This is a genomic window from Thioalkalivibrio sp. ALE11 (genome assembly GCF_000381205.1).
Classification (GTDB): domain Bacteria; phylum Pseudomonadota; class Gammaproteobacteria; order Ectothiorhodospirales; family Ectothiorhodospiraceae; genus Thioalkalivibrio.
Genome location: NZ_KB906186.1, coordinates 1 through 16507, shown reverse-complemented (window position 1 = coordinate 16507; position 16507 = coordinate 1). Strand labels below are relative to the sequence as shown.

Annotated in this window: 10 protein-coding genes and 2 pseudogenes; 5 read left to right on the top strand and 7 right to left on the bottom strand. The window is 59.4% G+C overall.

Annotation, left to right across the window (positions count from 1 at the left end; translation table 11 throughout):
- Positions 1 to 306 (top strand): integrase core domain-containing protein (locus F620_RS0113155; protein ID WP_155987036.1); only part of this gene is annotated, 306 nt, incomplete at its 5' end.
- Between the two features lie 10 nt (positions 307 to 316).
- On the opposite strand, the gene F620_RS0113150 is transcribed toward F620_RS0113155, so the two are convergent.
- The 4 genes from F620_RS0113150 to F620_RS15250 all read right to left on the bottom strand — a co-directional run bounded on the left by F620_RS0113150 (position 317) and on the right by F620_RS15250 (position 3721).
- On the bottom strand, positions 317 to 556 hold the full coding sequence (locus F620_RS0113150; protein ID WP_369773821.1) for a helix-turn-helix domain-containing protein: 240 nt from the start codon (positions 554 to 556) through the stop codon (positions 317 to 319).
- Between the two features lie 134 nt (positions 557 to 690).
- Positions 691 to 1176 (bottom strand): putative molybdenum carrier protein, encoded by a 486-nt coding sequence (locus F620_RS14945; RefSeq protein ID WP_081621778.1) that lies wholly within the window; start codon positions 1174 to 1176, stop codon positions 691 to 693.
- A 390-nt stretch (positions 1177 to 1566) separates the two neighbouring features.
- The gene (locus tag F620_RS15255) at positions 1567 to 2478 is read right to left on the bottom strand and encodes a hypothetical protein (RefSeq protein ID WP_155987035.1); all 912 of its coding nucleotides are present in this window, start codon (positions 2476 to 2478) and stop codon (positions 1567 to 1569) included.
- A gap of 118 nt (positions 2479 to 2596) precedes the next feature.
- Entirely contained in the window at positions 2597 to 3721 is a 1125-nt protein-coding gene (locus F620_RS15250) for a hypothetical protein (RefSeq protein ID WP_155987034.1), read from the bottom strand.
- Positions 3722 to 4642: 921 nt separating this feature from the next.
- On the opposite strand from F620_RS15250, the gene F620_RS14685 reads away from it, so the two are divergent.
- Positions 4643 to 4828, top strand: coding sequence for a hypothetical protein (locus F620_RS14685; RefSeq protein ID WP_019570922.1), 186 nt, complete (start codon positions 4643 to 4645; stop codon positions 4826 to 4828).
- Positions 4829 to 5570: 742 nt separating this feature from the next.
- On the opposite strand, the gene F620_RS14930 is transcribed toward F620_RS14685, so the two are convergent.
- Complete coding sequence (locus tag F620_RS14930; protein ID WP_231373914.1) at positions 5571 to 5870, bottom strand: hypothetical protein; 300 nt, start codon at positions 5868 to 5870, stop codon at positions 5571 to 5573.
- A 509-nt stretch (positions 5871 to 6379) separates the two neighbouring features.
- On the opposite strand from F620_RS14930, the gene cas3u reads away from it, so the two are divergent.
- The 3 genes and pseudogenes from cas3u to F620_RS15245 form a co-directional block, all read left to right on the top strand.
- Positions 6380 to 8716 carry a type I-U CRISPR-associated helicase/endonuclease Cas3 gene (cas3u, locus tag F620_RS0113125; RefSeq protein ID WP_019570921.1) on the top strand — a complete coding sequence of 779 codons (2337 nt, stop codon included), beginning with the start codon at positions 6380 to 6382 and terminating at the stop codon, positions 8714 to 8716.
- A 244-nt stretch (positions 8717 to 8960) separates the two neighbouring features.
- Positions 8961 to 9750: pseudogene (locus F620_RS15395) on the top strand (integrase core domain-containing protein); the annotation flags it as partial.
- Positions 9727 to 9918 (top strand): annotated as a pseudogene (locus tag F620_RS15245) (transposase); the annotation flags it as partial. The pseudogenes F620_RS15395 and F620_RS15245, both read left to right, overlap by 24 nt.
- Positions 9919 to 10060: 142 nt before the next feature.
- Here the strand turns inward: F620_RS15245 and F620_RS0113115 are convergent.
- On the bottom strand, positions 10061 to 15532 hold the full coding sequence (locus F620_RS0113115) for a DUF4011 domain-containing protein (protein ID WP_231373913.1): 5472 nt from the start codon (positions 15530 to 15532) through the stop codon (positions 10061 to 10063).
- A 308-nt stretch (positions 15533 to 15840) separates the two neighbouring features.
- A partial coding sequence (locus F620_RS14475) for an IS3 family transposase (RefSeq protein ID WP_019570918.1) occupies positions 15841 to 16507 on the bottom strand: 667 nt, incomplete at its 5' end.

Sequence of the window (16507 nt, the reverse complement as noted above, 5' to 3'; positions counted from 1 at the left end):
CCGTTCGACCGGCTGTGCGCCGACCACGGGATCGAGCATCGTCTGATCCGGCCGAAACGGCCGCAGACCAACGGGATGGTGGAGCGCTTCAACGGCCGCATCGCCGACTTGCTGCGGACCCGGCGCTTCGGCTCGGGAGAGCATCTGAAGGACACCCTCCAGGACTACCAGCGCCTGTACAACCATCAGATCGGGCAGAAGGCGCTGGGGCACCGAACGCCGGTTGAGACACTCAAGGCCTGGCAACAGGAACGCCCCGATTTATTTCGTAAATGTGTATACAATCAGCCGGGACCCGACATCTAGACATTCACAATCAAACCTTTACACGTTTCCCCATCGTTTCCTGTTCCGCCGTGAGCCTCGTGTGCATCGTCTTCGGACGATGGGTCCGGTCTTCCACCTCGGTGCGCCGGCGGCGCCACTTGCGCACCGTCATGCGACTGATGCCGTAGCGCCGGGCCAGTTCCGGGTCGCTGACGCCGGCCGGCGCCTCCGGCAGTTCCTGCCGGATCCGGGGTGTGGTGCGGGCGTTGGAATGGATCGTACTCGCCATGCGGTCAGCCTCCCGTTCGCTCATCGGGCACAATACTCATCCACTCCCGGGCATGAAACAGGGGACCTTCTCTCGCGGTATGCAATCAGGCGAGACCTGACACCTAAGCTCCGGGTTTTCCCGAATAGAATTCCTCACCACTCACGTGAACAGGAAGAAGCAGCGATCCTCCACGACACCAAATGGTGCAGAAACCGGTATGCCCGCGCCTCAATACCCGGGCACGTGGATTCTGACGGACCGGCGACGTTCAGCGTTTCAATACACTCGCTCGCGACCCAGAGGCCGATCTCAGGAGAACCAAACGATGAATCCAGGTCAACAATGAGATAAGGTTTTTTGTGCTTACGAGCGAGATTGCGGGTCAGCAGACTGCCGCCCGTCAGTGCCCCAATGGTAAGAATCAGTGTGCCGTCAGAATCGCGCACGTTCCACTCAGTACGCTTGTGACGCCCTCCCGTTGCTAGTGGATCAACAGGGTATCGTTCCGGAATAACGCCATCTTCAGCACATCGATCCGCAGGACACCAACCACCACAGGGCACACCGAGGTCACGCGCAACATCAAGAGCAGCGCGGTCCACACCCGTCTGACCCCCTGACACAATCTTAGACAACATCCAACCACATGCCGAATCGGCCAAACTTGATAGCCTTTGGATAAACTTATTTATTGCACCCGCCGACCTTGATATCCGGCAGGCATGCCCCCCCCTTAAAGCCTCTGCTCCCCCATATAATACTTTTTAGTCAACTATTCTTAAAGCCGCCCCCATCGACGTCTTCGTTCAAGTGATGGTCGCTTTACTGGGTCTCTTCTCATTCGTCGGATTTGATCCTGGTTGCTGCGTCCTGCATTATCATGAGTGTGGTCACACCCAATATGGCAAGCCACGTTCCCAGCCACCCGCCAACCGTCATCGCTGCACCCAGGTGCGAGATGAGAGCGAGAAACCCAAATGCTATGTAGGCGTTAGTGGCAAAGTCGTCTTTGTTGGAAGGTTGCTTCATTAGATTAAACCTCGCCAGTTCGATGTTTTGTGGGAGATAGACGCCTCCAAGGAGAATGATTGCCATAACGAATCTAGCGTAGACGCCGCAAGAGAAGAAACGCGGTGATCGATATCCCTGTGGTGGAGCATGTGCACATAGGCACGGGCTTGCCAGGCCCGTGTTTCCGCATGATGCCCTCGATTACGTAACCATTGGGCAAATCTCTGTCCATGCGGCCGTCCCTCACTTGAATCCTCCGGAAGATCCACCCTGAGCGGCTGTTGCAGCGCGGCCCATCGAAGAGACTCGAAGGTTGGCTCGTGGATCCAGCGTCGTTCCCATCCGGCCTCGTGCCATCCCTCGCCGATTAGAATCGACCCGCAAAAAGTGCATGCCGCGATTGCTCCATCCAAAAGTGTTTGAGGTGTACTCAGGCTCCCTAAATCTTTCCAATTATGACCGCTTCTTTCACAAAGGGTAGGCATGTATTGCAGGATTCGAGCCTCAAAGGAAAGATCGAAGGCCACGAATTGCGGATAACCAGCCGACTCTATAAAGATAGCCCTGCGGTAGGCTTGGCACCCGGCGCCATTGCGGGGCGCGCGCTGCATCCAATCGATATTCTCCACGTGTTCATACGCTACCTGCGCGGGGCTGCGTGCCCATTTGAAGTGCATGTCAAAACGGGGTACGAATGTGTCTTCTACGAAGACACCGCCCACGATCAGCACCGGCCACTCGCTGTCATACGCTTCTGGGTTCCAGAGTCTTCCTAGTGGTCCACGAGCATTGTCACTGACTCTTATAGGGTTAGAGCCGCTCAGTGCTCGAAGCTCACCGAGTGTTGTCCTCTCCGTTTCATGCGACCATTGGCCGTAGTGCAACTGCGCTACCGCTTCGAGTTCGATATAAGGATCTTTGAAAGTCATTCGGCTACAACGGCGACCGGTTCATTCGTTGCTGTGTCGGATGGACAGATCGCTGGGGGCTCTTGGGAAACGGTTGAATCGCTCCAGGTACTTGCATCCGTCCAATGGTTCGATTCCGTTAACGGATTCGAATTTGCTTTGCCATTTCGAAGAACTCCGCTCGCAATTCCGGGTGTCTTTCCTGCATGCGGCCCATAAGTGACCATTGGTACACGTCGCCATTGAGCTTAAAGGCCAAGGTATAGGTTCCACCCCGCGAAGGGGATTGGTTGGGGAAGACCACGTACCGCGCCACGGTATCTCCGAGATCAATCACCCCTTCCGATCTCGTCGGCTGGCCTTGCTGGGCTCCTCTCAAAAGGGTTTCCACGGGATCGTGGACACTGGGCAAGCCTTCATATCGAATTCCCATGTAGACACGGCCGGACTTTGGTTCAACGTACTGCGCAGCGGTCGCCTGACCCTCCGCTAAAGTAAGAGCCTCAATCTCGGGCTTTCCAGGAAATGGAAATCGAACACTGCCGAGTGATTCGTAATGTTCTTCGTCGGTGGGTAGCTGCAATGAAGAGAACGGTGGTGGAAAAAACGATCCTGATCGGCCTTGGAACGCTGGTTCAGCGGGTAAACGTAGCTGATCACGGTTGGCGGCAAAAATCTCCTGTCCTGTGCGTCCCGATATACTCGGAACTTCTTGAAGTGCCCAAGTGTGTATTCGTCCTTGATCGAAAACCGCGACGGTGTGGCTCGAGGCCACGTGGTCGACGACTCCCATCGTAGCGGTGAAGTAGCGAGCGGGCCGTCCCTGAATTGAGAGTGTCCCTTGATCAAGGAGTCGTCCATCCATAGCTTTGAGGCTTTCATACAGGTAGTCTGAGAGCCATTCGTCTGGATCACCGTCCATCCACTCGGGGTTGGGGGATAGCATGACTGTGGCCGTGTAGCCGATCGAAAAGCGTTCGTCTTTGTATTGGTAGACTGCCAACCGAGATCCATGTTCGGAAACATCGGCCAGCCGATTCGGTTCGGTCGGAAACGGGAATGACACTTCGCCCGCCAGCTCGTAGAGCGGGAGGCCCGGACTGGGATCGGCTGTGGCAGATACCCAAGGAACCATCAACAGGATAGTCCAGAGAAGCAGCCCCCATGGCCATGCGGCGCGTGGGCCGCGGACTGTCTGGGGTCCGTGATCCGCGGTTTCAGCGGGAAAGGCGCCATCAGGTTTCATGTCCGTTTCCTTCTTCACGAGGATCCCACTCCGACCGTCCCTCCATTACGAGCCGCCAGGCTTCTGGGTCCCCTTCGACAAAGCCGGGAAGCACCCCAATTTTGGCCGCATACCCGTATTGGCGTGCGCCCGGGCTCTGTAGCAGCCCTTCTTCATATAACTGCGCGGTCGTTTTCCCCTTGCCATCCTCAGGCGTAAGCGCAACGAAATCGGGGTCTAAAGCCGCTTCTGGGCCAGGAGTCGTTGAGGCGGAAGAGGCGCGGCCCATCTCCGCTTGATCAGAAAGGGCCGGGTCGCAGGGATCCATCGGTGAGCCAGCTATCGTGCGGTCGTTCGGTTCCCCGGCTTGAGTGGCCCCGGCAGCATCCTCGCGGAAATCGCCTCGTTGATCTCGGCGTAAGGCCGACCTTCCTGCACCATCTGCCGTATCTCGTCCCATATTGCCCCCAAGGGTCTGATGATCCATTACGCTTCTCCACAGCGGGTCCGTAGAACAAGCGTACATGCTACGAGTGCGCATGGGGTTTGTTGTCCCTTTGAGTCTCTTTTCATGGCCCAACCAGCAGACGCAAATCCGGGGCAAACGACGAGGCTGCGAATTACTGTCGAAAGACGTGTACAGGGGGGTTGAGGAAGGCGTTGAGTGGCGAGGGGATGGCGACCAGCTTCGGAGCAACGATCACTTCGTGGTAGACGTAGCCGGTATTCCTGCTGCCCGCCCGGCCACGCGCCACGGGGCGCTGGAGCCGATTCATCAGGGCATTCGGGAGCATTTTGGTGGTTTGGGGCAAGGGGTCACCAAGAGGCTGACTCTGATCCACGAAAACGCGCCGCACGCAGTACATCAGTGGCCATTTCCAGGACGAGCTGGCGTTTCTCGGAATCGAGTCGAGTCCAAGCTTCGTGCGCTCGCCGCGGGGGAACGGGAACGCAGAGCGTTTGATCCGTACCCTCAAGGAGCAGTTGCTGTGGATCCAGCGGTTCGAGATTGACGAGGAGCTGCGTTGTGAGCTGGTGGCATTCAAAGAGTGGTTCAACCGGCATTGGTTGCTCCCGCGCCACGACCATCAGAAACCGGCCCAGGTGAGCACCGCCCAGCAGCCTGAGCGAGCCATGTCTGGATAAAAATAGAGCAAACGGGTTCCTGAATTTCAGGGGCTTGACATCCGATCGCGTTCATAAACCATCACCCATCAGGGCACAAAGCCATGTCGGCGGCAACGATCAGTGCCCAAAGTATTGGGCAAAATAGCTGCTCTCTGCATCGGATCGAAACCGGCTTCAATCCGGGAAACATCAGGGTCTCAGTTGCGCCGCAGCGTCCACCGGATCCACGCAGAGTGGAGATACCGGCCCAGCCTCTCTGTACCGCTTCCCCAGCCATCATTTTCTCCTTATGCCTGCCATTCCTCCACAATCGCGCATCGTGATACGCACAGGCAGGCAGCCCCTATTTGGTCCCTATTCTCTCCCCGTTGGGTCCATTGAAATCCTGGTCAATCACGCCTTAATTTCTACCTGAAGGCGCGCCCAAGTGGACGCAAGGTTCCAGAGGTAGGATTTTGTGATCAATGCAAATAGCGGAAGGTGGCTGCACGGAGAAACCTTGCATCGGCCGAGTGGCCAATTTCGAGACCAGTGACCTTCACGCCCATACTTCGGCTCGAGACGAGGAACGATTATGAGGGCCGTCAATCGGTTTATTTTGTCAGCAGTCGCCGGCCTAGGGGTTGTATTAATAGTAACAATTCTGCATGACGGTGCCGGCTCCTATGGGCTTGGAGGTCCGGGTTTTTTAGGTGCAATGGCGGCCTTTGTAACCTGGTGGACCACAAGCCCAAAAGGAGGATAAGGAAAACCGAGGAGCTCAGTCGTGGCTGGATCGGGATCGCATAACATGGAGCTCCCCATAAACAAACTGGGTCAACCGGTCCCGAACGTATTCGCTCGTTGTTTTACCATGAACGGCGGCAAGACTGGCGATTGCGGTCTTGAGCTCCTCCGGTAATTTTACTTTTATTTCTTCTGTGGCCTTGCCATCCGGATGGGAAGACCCGCTTCGGGAGAAGCGAGGTTCATCATCATAGTCTGACATCATCTGACTCCGTTTCGTCTGGTGCTGAGTGTCTTTAAATGGCCTGACCAAACCAGAAACCATCTTCTGCATTCTAAGGATATCTATAATGCTTAAATCCGGGTACGGTGTACCAGCTGCTGCCGTGGAATGGGCGGCCCTCATCCCAACTTCATTCAGGTGTAGCGATGAAGCTCGACAAGCAGCGGCCCAGTGAAGAACCATATCAGATCAGTGCTTTGCGCGGGTTGGGTCGCTCGCAGGCGAGGATTCACGGGTGCTGGGCCGGAAGCTCGACAACATTCGACCGGAGCTGGGACGCAACAGCAAGGTGGTAGCCCCGGGGCTGAGAGGCATATGTGGATCTATCGGGAAGTGGACCAGCAGCGGAGGGCCGCCGGCTCGCCGTGAATCATTTACGGCAGGGGCGGCGGGGCTTCTGCCTTCCGGGATTTCCATGGGCCCCGGGGCTTGGCTGTATGCATCTCGGTTACCGCGCGCGGTTTGCACCCGGCAGGGGTGGTGGAGCAACCTGCGAATGTTTCGGACGGATGCGCCTTCGGGTACGTTTGACGTAGCGACTGGGGAAAGGAAGCAAACCCATGCCAGTAACAATCGACGATTTTGAAGCGATAACCGGGCGCTCACCCTATCCCTGGCAACGCCGCTGCTTCGCACGGTTGCTGGACGGCGAGATCCCCGATGAGCTGGCACTGCCGACCGGCACAGGAAAAACGTCGGTCGTTCCGCTCTACCTTCTGGCATTGGCCGCCGGGGCGCCGCTGCCTCGGCGTCTGGTGTACGTTGTGGACCGCCGCGCCATCGTGGACCAGACGACCGCGCAGCTACAGACGTGGATCGACGCTCTGGCTGAGATGAACGAGGCACGGGAGGGGCTGGCAGGAAAAGCGGCCTTCCGGCACCCGGATGCGGGGCCGGTCGCGATCGGCACCCTGCGGGGCGGGCTGATGGACAGCGGCGAGTGGCGGCTTGACCCCGCCCGGCCCGCCGTCCTCGTCGGCACCGTGGACATGATCGGTTCCCGTCTCCTTTTTTCGGGGTACGGCGATGGCCGAAGTCGCCGAGCCCTGCACGCCGGGCTTCTCGGGGTCGACACCACCGTCGTGCTTGACGAGTCGCACCTCAGCCCGGCCTTTGCCCAAACCCTCCGTCAGGTCGAGCAGCTTCAGCAGCGCCCGACCCGTCATGGCTTCCGCGCAATGACCGTGTCGGCGACCCCAAGGGAGGTGGGCGAGGCGACGCTTGAATCCGCCGATGAAGCAGACCCGGTTCTCGGGAGGCGCCTGCGGGCCGTGAAACGGTTCCACCTCCGGAAGGTGGAAGGCAAAGCCCAGTGGCGGGAGACGATGGTCATCCAGGCACTGGCACGGGAAACCGGCAAGACCCTGCTGTTTACCCGTTCGGCTCAGGAAGCGCAGCGCCTCCATCATGAACTGCTCAAGGCGCTGGGTACGGACAGCGGCGATCGCGTGGGACTTTTCACGGGGACGCTGCGCGGCGCCGAACGCGAGGCCCTGACCGACAGCCCGCTGTGGAAATGCTTTTCCGAACCGGACACGGAGCCACCTGGCGGCGAACCGGTATATCTGGTGGCCACGGCGGCCGCGGAAGTGGGTGTCGACCTCGATGCCGATGACATGATCATGGATCTGGCGCCCATGGACACCGTCATCCAGCGTCTGGGCCGCCTCAACCGTGCTGGATCGCACTCCGTCAGTGGCGTGACGATCGTTTACACGCCCGAGGATACCGACTACAAGGCCAACAACAGCGGATGGAAGCATCGCTACGCGGCCGCCTGCGAAAGAACACTGGAACTCCTCCAGAGGCTGCCCAACCTCGCTCCGATGGACCTCCTGGGCGTTCCCATTGAGTCGATTCAGGAGGCTTCCTCACCCGCCCCGCTATTCACACCACTCGAACACGACCGCATCGAGCTGCTCGCAGGGACCAGCGCCGGGATCGGGCTTCCACCGGTGGCGCCTCTCCTCCGTGGCATATCCGACGAGCCGGAAACCGCGGAAGTACATGTCCTGTGGCGCGCCGATCTGGGTCTGCTGCTCGAGCAGGGCCCTGGCGCCTGTCAGGACGCCCTCACGATCCTGCCGCCCCGGCCGCGCGAAACGCTGAGGATTCCCGCGATAGCGGCGGGCAAGGAACTGGCGAAGATGGCGGAGACAACGGGCGGTTTCGAGGGTGTCTTGGTACGGCCGGATGGCAGCTTCGGCCGGTTCGAGGTCACGCCCGACAGCCAGGGGCTGGCTGCGACGCTCGCTTACGGGACGCTCGTACTGCCCGCCGAAGTGGGTGGACTGTCCGAAGCCGGATTTCTGGACGCCCGAAAAGCCGGTAAACCCGTTGCCGATCTCGCCGACGACGGAGACGCCCTGCGGTTCGAGAAAACCGCGGGGGAGCATCCCGAGGACCTGCCGGAATGGGTGGACGGCGCCGTCCAATGGTGGGTCCCTCTGCACGATGAGGACGATGAGGATGCCGAGCCCCGCTGGTGGGTGTACGCGCGCCGTCGAGCCGGAGAACTCGCACTCCAGGCCGAAACGGACCTCACCCGTCTGGCTCGCAAGGCCGAGCCGTTGAAGACGCACAATGCCCGGGTTGGCGATGCCGCTGCCCGGATCGGCCATGCGTTGGGACTCGATGACTGGGTCGTGGCCGCGCTCCGGAAGGGCGGCGACGGTCACGACGACGGAAAGGCCGCCCGGATATGGCAACGCGCCGCGGGCAATCCGGGGCAGGAACCACCGGTCGCGAAGAGTGTCCGCGGGCGGTTTCGGCCTGGGCTGCTCGGCGGATACCGCCATGAATTCGGATCCCTGAGCACCACCTTGACATTGTGCTCTCATCACCTCGGAATCTCTGCTTCTCCCCTTATAACGCATTATTTTCCTGTTCGTTGCTGACACTCAGTGTAATTCGGGCGCACATATCGTCAGCATTCCCGGTTTTCTAATGGCTCGCGTCAAAGTAGCTCTCAGAATGCATTATGCACCACTCGCGGAGTACCACCGTGCATAAGAAGAAGCTTATTTGACCTGCATGTAGCCCCGCCCATGCGACGATCGGATATGGGCTAATGACCTCCACTTTTTTCTTCCCGTGGTCCTGTGCGATACACCAGCCCAAGAAACGGACGCGGCGCAAGCGGTGTACCGCACCACACCCCGGATCCGGCAGGAACTGCAGGCGGCACGGCGGGCGTCAGCGATCCGGAACTGGCCCGACGCTACAGCATCAGCCGCATGACTGTGCGCAAGTGGCGCTGCCGGCGCACCGAGGTGGAAGACCGGACCCATCGTCCGAAGAGATGCACACGACGCTCACGGCAGAACAGGAAGCGATCGTGGTCCAGGTCCGGGAGGTCGCCCTGCTGTCGCTGGACGACCTGTTGATCGTGGCGCGCGAGTTTCTGAACCCGGACCTCAGCCGGGCGGCGCTGGACCGCTGCCTGCGCCGCCACGGTGTCAGTGACCTGCAGGCGCTCAAGCACGAGCAGGCCGGCGAGCCCGTCGAGCCGGGCCACAAGCCGCTCAAGGACTACGTGCCGGGCTTTGTGCACGTGGACGTGAAGTACCTGCCCCAGATGGCCGACGAGTCCTCGCGCGGTTTTCTGAAGAAGCTGATCGAGCGGCCGCCGTTCCATGTCACGCAGGTGGCCACGGACAACGGCAAGGAGTTCACGGACCGCTTTGCGGCCACCGGGGAGCGCGAGCCCGCGGGGCGCCGTCCGTTCGACCGGCTGTGCGCCGACCACGGGATCGAGCATCGTCTGATCCGGCCGAAGCGTCCCCAGACCAACGGCAACGGACTGGTGGAGCGCTTCAACGGCCGGATCGCCGACTTGCTGCGCACCCGACGCTTCGACTCGGGGGCGCATCTGCAATACACCCTCCGGGACTACCAGCTCCTTTACAACCATCACATCGGGCAGAAGGCGCAGTTACGTTCGATCGTCGAGCATCCGTTCCATGTGGTGAAGAACCTCTTCGGGTACCACAAGGTGCGCTACCAGGGTCTCAGGAAGAACACCGCGCAGCTGCACAGCCTGTTCGCCCTGGCGAACCTGTACCGCGCAAGACGGTGGGGGCTGCTGCCGCAGGGGTAGTGCGTCTGCAGGATCGATCAACGCCCCTGAGGCCGCCAAAACGGCGGTCTCAGGGCACCCAAAAGGCCGCTCGGCACCATGTCCTTCCTACAATGCATTGGCGGACAATGGAGCCGGCTGCAGGGGCATTAATCAGCGCCTCCTAGCCGGCGGAATCTTCACAAAGGCTCAGAACGGTACCGAGATAATTCCTGGCCTGATCCCGATCAATGGACGAACGCAGCTGTAAGGGAACAGCCTTCGCGAACGCCTCCCGCGTGACCGGCTGATGCTCCACCAGCAAACGGATGATGTCTTCACGCAGCAATTTGCGGTCCTCGGGAACGTCCGGAAAATCGTCGTCGATGGTCTTTCGCAAGCGACGCAAGCTCTCTTCGAGCTCACCCGCCTCGGCCTGTTCAATCGCAGCACCCTTTTCCCGGAGCGCATCATGAGTTGGTGCTGGTTCTTGGACCTGCGCGTCTTCGCCGGCCCCTTTCACACCAATATCAATAGTACGCGACGGCACCTGTTCGCGCTTCTCAAGCGCCTCGGCCGCTTTGGCGTAGCTGCTATTAACGGCATCGACAAGACGGCGTATCTCACGATCGCGCCGGTTATACCAGTCCGCGGACCAGATGCGATGTATGCGCCAACCGAGGCCTTCCAGAATCTCCTGTCTGAGGTGGTCCCGATCCCTGGCTGACTTCGCGGAGTGATAGGTAGCCCCGTCACACTCCACTCCAAGGATAAACTCCTCACCGAACTCTGGATGACGTACGCCAATGTCGATGTAGAATCCAGCCACACCAACCTGCGGAACTGCGACGTAACCATGCCGATTCAGGGCTTCCGCCACTTCAACCTCGAACGGGCTATCCGGTTCGCGACCGGAGTCGGCCACAGGTTCCGAGAGCACTCCGCCCTTTTCGCAATACTCCAGGAAGTCGCGTAAGGCAGTGGCACCAACGTTCCCAGGGCTTGGAGTGACCTCCGTCGAGCGCATCGATGAATAGACGGCCATATTCTGCTTGGCGCGTGTGAACAGAACGTTGAGCCGCCGCCAGCCATTGCGCTGGTTGATCGGGCCAAACCGCTGGAACACGTGACCGTTGCGATCCTTTCCATAGGTCAGAGAGATGAATATCACATCCCGCTCATCGCCCTGCACGTTCTCCAGGTTCTTGATAAAAAAAGGCTCATTCCGCTCCGCCCACGCGTCGATCAGCGCCTCCTGCTCGGGGTGCTCTCGAATCAGGCGTGCCCATTCATCGCTCAACAGCTCCGCCTGCTGCGAGTTCATTGCCACAACGCCGACCGTACGCCTCCCGCGAGAGCCTCGGATCTCTCGCAGCACTCCGCGCAACACTTCCTGCGCTTCCGGAAGATTCGTCTGTTTCGAATACTCACCTTCTTTCACGTACTGGTAGGTGATACCGAGCGATCCGGAGGTGGCATCCTGTTTGGGCGACGGGAACACCCAAAGCCGGTCGTCGTAGAACTTGTAATTAGAAAAGGCGATCAGCGACTCGTGCTGCGACCGATAATGCCAGTTGAGTTGGCGCACACGGCCGAGCGCCGGCATCAACAATTCGAGAATGCTCTCCTTCCCCTCAACAACAGTCTCTTCGTCCTCGTCCTCGGACTCCTCAGCCTCCAGACGATCAAAGAAGCTCGTCGGCGGCAGCTGTTTGGGGTCACCTACGACGACCACTTGCTTGGCGCGTGCGATCGCACCCAACGCGTCCTCCGGACGCATCTGGGATGCCTCATCCATGATGAGGAGATCGAACTCCAGCTCTCCAGGCGTGAGGTACTGAGCTACGCTCAACGGACTCATCATGAAGCACGGTTTGAGCGCAGTTAGCGCGCCTCCCGCCCTGGTCGTAAGCCGCCTAATCGGCACATGACCACGCTTCTTGCCAATCTCATGGCGCAGCAGGTGCATTTCCGTGTAGTCCCGCACTTTGCCAACCCCATTGCCCGCAGGCGGGCGCCGCTGTGCCGCCGCAGCCGCGATCTCCTCGCGATGGAGCTCCCGCAGACGCTCGTCCACGTCTTTCAGGTTCCGCCTCAAATCCTCGTGCTCCAAGCTCTCGAAATCCCGGAGGACCTCGTGATCCTGGACCAAACGGTTCGCCACACTCGATAGTAGACCAAGCTTCAGAGTGGCCTTGGCCTGCTCATCCGCAAGCTCACCTACCATCAAGCCATTACCCAGTTGCGGCCAAGGCACGGCAGGGTCCCCACGAGGATGCAAGGAAAGAACGAAGTCCCTCCACGCACCGAAGCTGGCCTCTCCCTGAAGTGCTTTCTCCACGCGCTTGATCACCGTTGTGAAAGGTGCATCAGCCAGCGGCTGCCTACAGAACCACTCCCTGACACCAAGTAATTTAATGGATGGCCCGCACTCGCTGGCGTAGTTCTCCAGTAGAGAGTCTGTTTCCTTGAGCGCATACAGAAGTGGCGCAACGGCATGACCGTCTTTCCGTTGCTGAAGAATCAGTCGTGCTTCATCCGGCGTACGGGTATCCCACACGGCACCGCTAAACGTCGCGGCCGCCGATAACGCTTCCAGGATCTTTTCATCCAAAGCCCTCAGAGGCGGTGTAACCGCAAGGTAAAGCCTGCGACGCTCTTGGTGTTCTACGCTGCCAAGGATCCTCAAATAGGGTTTCGCTGCTTCAAACGCATCCGCGGGCTTCACCTCCTCTCCGCGCAGTGCGTTACGGATATCCGGAAGGTTTCCGTGCAGAGTCGCGCTAAGGCGGTCCGCAACTGACGCACCCTGCTCCCAGGAACCGAACCAGTCCTCGGAGAGGTATTCGCCCGCTGCATGCTGCATCTGCTCCAGGTACCAGATCGCCTGCTGAATGACCTTACGAAGGCCAGCGTCCTCCAGTTCGCGCAGCTCCCCTGCGGCGTCTACATCAATCCGCATGACGGACTGGATCACGGTAGGCGCATGTTGAAACCAGCGTCCTGCCCATGCCCGCACCTTCCCGTACCATTCGACCAGACGCACATAGTCGTCTACCGGCGTGTCCAACCCGTTGAAGGCTTTCCCAAGCAGCCCCGTGTAGTCGGGGTTTCTTTCAAAGGATGTGAGCCGTTCACTCAGTGATTCCAGTTCCCGGAGATCAGCAGCCCGTTTCTTAGACGAGCGTAGCAACGGCTTTCCACGACTCAGAGATTTGTACAACCTATTGGCTGCTCGCCACTCACTGTCGAAGACCCCCAGAACCAGCGCTTTCTGACCGATCAGCTCTGCGGCCGCGGCGAGCGAAGGGGTCTTCCGCGCTTCCTCGACAAGAAACCGTAAATCAAGGGATGCAACATCACGGTTGAGCGACTTTTGCTCCTGCGCAAGCCGTTGCATCGGCTCCACATCGTGAATGCTCTCCAGAGGTTTCGACCGCTGGTCCAATGCATCGCTGGGCATTTCCGCTAGGAGGTCAAAGAACTCATCAGCAGCCCTCAGCCCAACGACCCCTCTTGGAACCGTGACATCCAGGATTTGCTGCATGCGCGTAAAATCTTCGCTGTTCTCGGCGAATATCTCGGCAACGCCCCGGGCTGAGTCTGCAACGAGCTGTAAACCCTCTATGCTAAGAGCCGTAGCCTCGAAAATCCCTTCCCCAAGGGCACGAATGGACTCGCACCGTCTCGCGAGAGTCCTCGGTTCGTCTAGAACATCATTCTTCCATATGGCACTGGCGGTATTTCGTGCCTCGGAGAGACGCCGTTCATCTTCGAGATAGGAAAGAAAATCATCGGCTGCACGCTGACCATCGACCAACGTTCCCAATTGGACCGACGCCTCTGTTTTTTCGGGGTTGGCCAACGCCCGGGAGAGAATCGTCGCGGACCCTAATTCCTCGACAGTGTCCGGTATGTCTGCGTCCGAGCGCGCCGATAGCCGCCCAACGGCATCGCGTAGAGATTCCATATGACGCAGTATGGTTCGTAGCCTTTCTGCATGGGGCTCCCAAATCGACTCAGCCTCAGGATTCAACGCCAGTCCCTGGAGCGGGTGCTCCTTCAACTCCGGGAACTCTTCCTGCACGATACGACGGCGCGCCAGTATCGCGTTGAGTCGTTCAACCGCATCGTCCAGTTGCCTCTGGGTCAAACGCTCCGCGCTTTCAGGCACATCGTCCGTTATTCCTGCATCAGCGTCACCGCCGTTCCTTAGACGGCTGACCGACCACAGCAACTCATGCACGGAGAAATCGAACCCCGGAACGTCCTGGTTGATCAGACGAGCGTAGGCGTTCAGGCGGTCTCGTAGCCTCTCGTAACGATCAACCTCTCGCTCTAGACCCTTGGGCTCGGCAAATGCGTTACCTCGCTGGATACGGCTCTCAATATCCTTGAGGAGCTTCGAGCGTTGTGTCCGGTGGGAGTGAAGCTCCAAACAGAAATCACCGAGACCGATCGCGTCCATTCGGGTCCGCACGACATCCAACGCCGCCATCTTCTCGGATACGAACAACACCGACTGCCCCTTCTTGAGAGCCACCCCGATGATATTCGTGATCGTTTGTGATTTGCCTGTGCCGGGCGGTCCCTCAACCACCAGATCACTGCCTCTCGCCGAATCCACCACCACGCTGTGTTGAGAGCTATCCGCGCTATGGACGAGCCGGAATTCAGGAGCGGCCGACTCGATCTGATCTGGGCTGTATTGTGCGGAGTACTCGAAATCGCTTTCCCCACTCCCACCACCGAGAACCTTCGAAACCACCCGATGCTGGTCCAGGCGGCTTGATGAGGGCCACCTCTCTGGGTCGAGATCGAGATAGAGCAAAAGCTTGCCAAACTGGAAGAATCCCAACGACACGAAATGCTTGATGGTCCAATCGGGTTTTGCCTTAAGCAAGTCGCTGCAATTCCGGAGATAGGACTGTACGTTGTCGTCATCCTCTAGCTCCGGAAGGTTGAGGCCAAAATCCCTGTCCAGCTTCTGCTTTAGCGAAAGATTCGTCTGAATATCCTCACCGGTGTACTGAATCGAGTAGATTTTCCGGCGGGTCTCGTCGTCGTAACCACCTCTTTTTAGCTGAACCGGGACCAACAGCAAAGGAGCAAAGTACGTGCTGGATCCGGCTTGGTCTTGCCAACCGAGAAAGCCGAACGCAACGTACAGGATATTCGCGCCGGAGTCCTCTATGGCCGTGCGCGCAAGCTGCGCTATCCGGCTCACCTGACGCTCCAGATCTTCCGGATACATGAGGGTTTGTACGTGCGCGCCACGCCGGCCGCGCCCCTCACCACGACTGGTTTTATATAGCTCACTCAGTTCGTAGTCGGTCCGATACCCCTTGAACTTCGCCCACTCGTGCGCTTTCGGCTTTACGTCGCGGCCATTATTAGCCACCCAATCGGGCCATTCTCGCTCCAGTGCCTGCCCACGGGGCGGCGCAGGAACGTGTTGGACGCGAACTGAATTTCCAGATAGAAGACGATCGTATAACCACACCGGGTCTGTCTCGATGAACCGAAGCGAACGTCCCCTCGGATGTGGGTAATTCAACAAGCGGTTACGAGCAGAGAGGTCCAGGAGACGACTACGGAGCTTGTTTAGCTCTACCTGGTAATCGGGGCGATGCGTATCCTCAGATTTACTGCTCATCTCGCGTCTCCTGGCGCCGTGCTCTCAGGTGCCGCATGCGGTCGCTTTCGGTTGACCTGGCAAAAGCTTGCGCGATGGGCCAATCTAACGTCCCTCTGAAGGCATGGAAGGCTTACCTGCACGGCAAACGAACTCTATGACTAGCTGTGCGGTCAGTCCGTAGGTTGGCATCTCTTGTTGCATACTCGGCTGTTTTGCTCTTCAGAGGCGCCATCCGCCCCTACAGATTGCCTAACCGAACAGTCATCTACAACGAGTTAGGCACAACTTGTACCGCACCCGGATTCCTGGACACCCCGTAAGCATGATCATGCCGCCACCGGCATAGTTTCAAGGTAGTCGGCGCGGACCTGCGCCGGCGACCGGAACCCATGGCGCTCCAGCAGCCAACCTTGGTTATATTGCTCTTTCCAGCGCTGCAGGGCCTCGTTGAGCTCCGCCACGTTGCGGGCCCCATGGCACCAGAGCAGCTGCTCCTTGAGGGTGCGGAAGAACCTCTCGATGACGCCGTTGCCCTCCGGGGCGTAGACGAACGCCGGCGAGGACTCGAGGCCGAGGAAGCGCAACTCCTGCTGGAAGACATCGCTCAGGTATTGGCTGCCATGGTCGTGGCGCAGGGCCAAGCCGGCAGCGATACCCTGGTGAAATCCCCCGAAGATCCTTCGCACTGCCTGGCGCAGCGGCTCCAGCGCCTCGAAGCGGGTCCCAGGGCGGGCCGCGTGGATCCCCAGGCACTCGGCGTTGTAGTGGTCCACGACGGCGAAGACCGTCACCTGCCCGCACTCCGGCAGGAACGTCGCGGTGGCATCGGTCGCCCACATCCGGTTCGGCGCCTCCGTGATGATGGTGCCGTCGTGCACATCGGGGCCGAGGTTGCGCCGGGCCCGGTACGGGGCGAGCAGCCCGTGCTCGCGCATCACCCGCAGAACCCGCTTGCGGGAGGTGTAGATCCCTTGCAGCTGGCGCAGCCTGGCC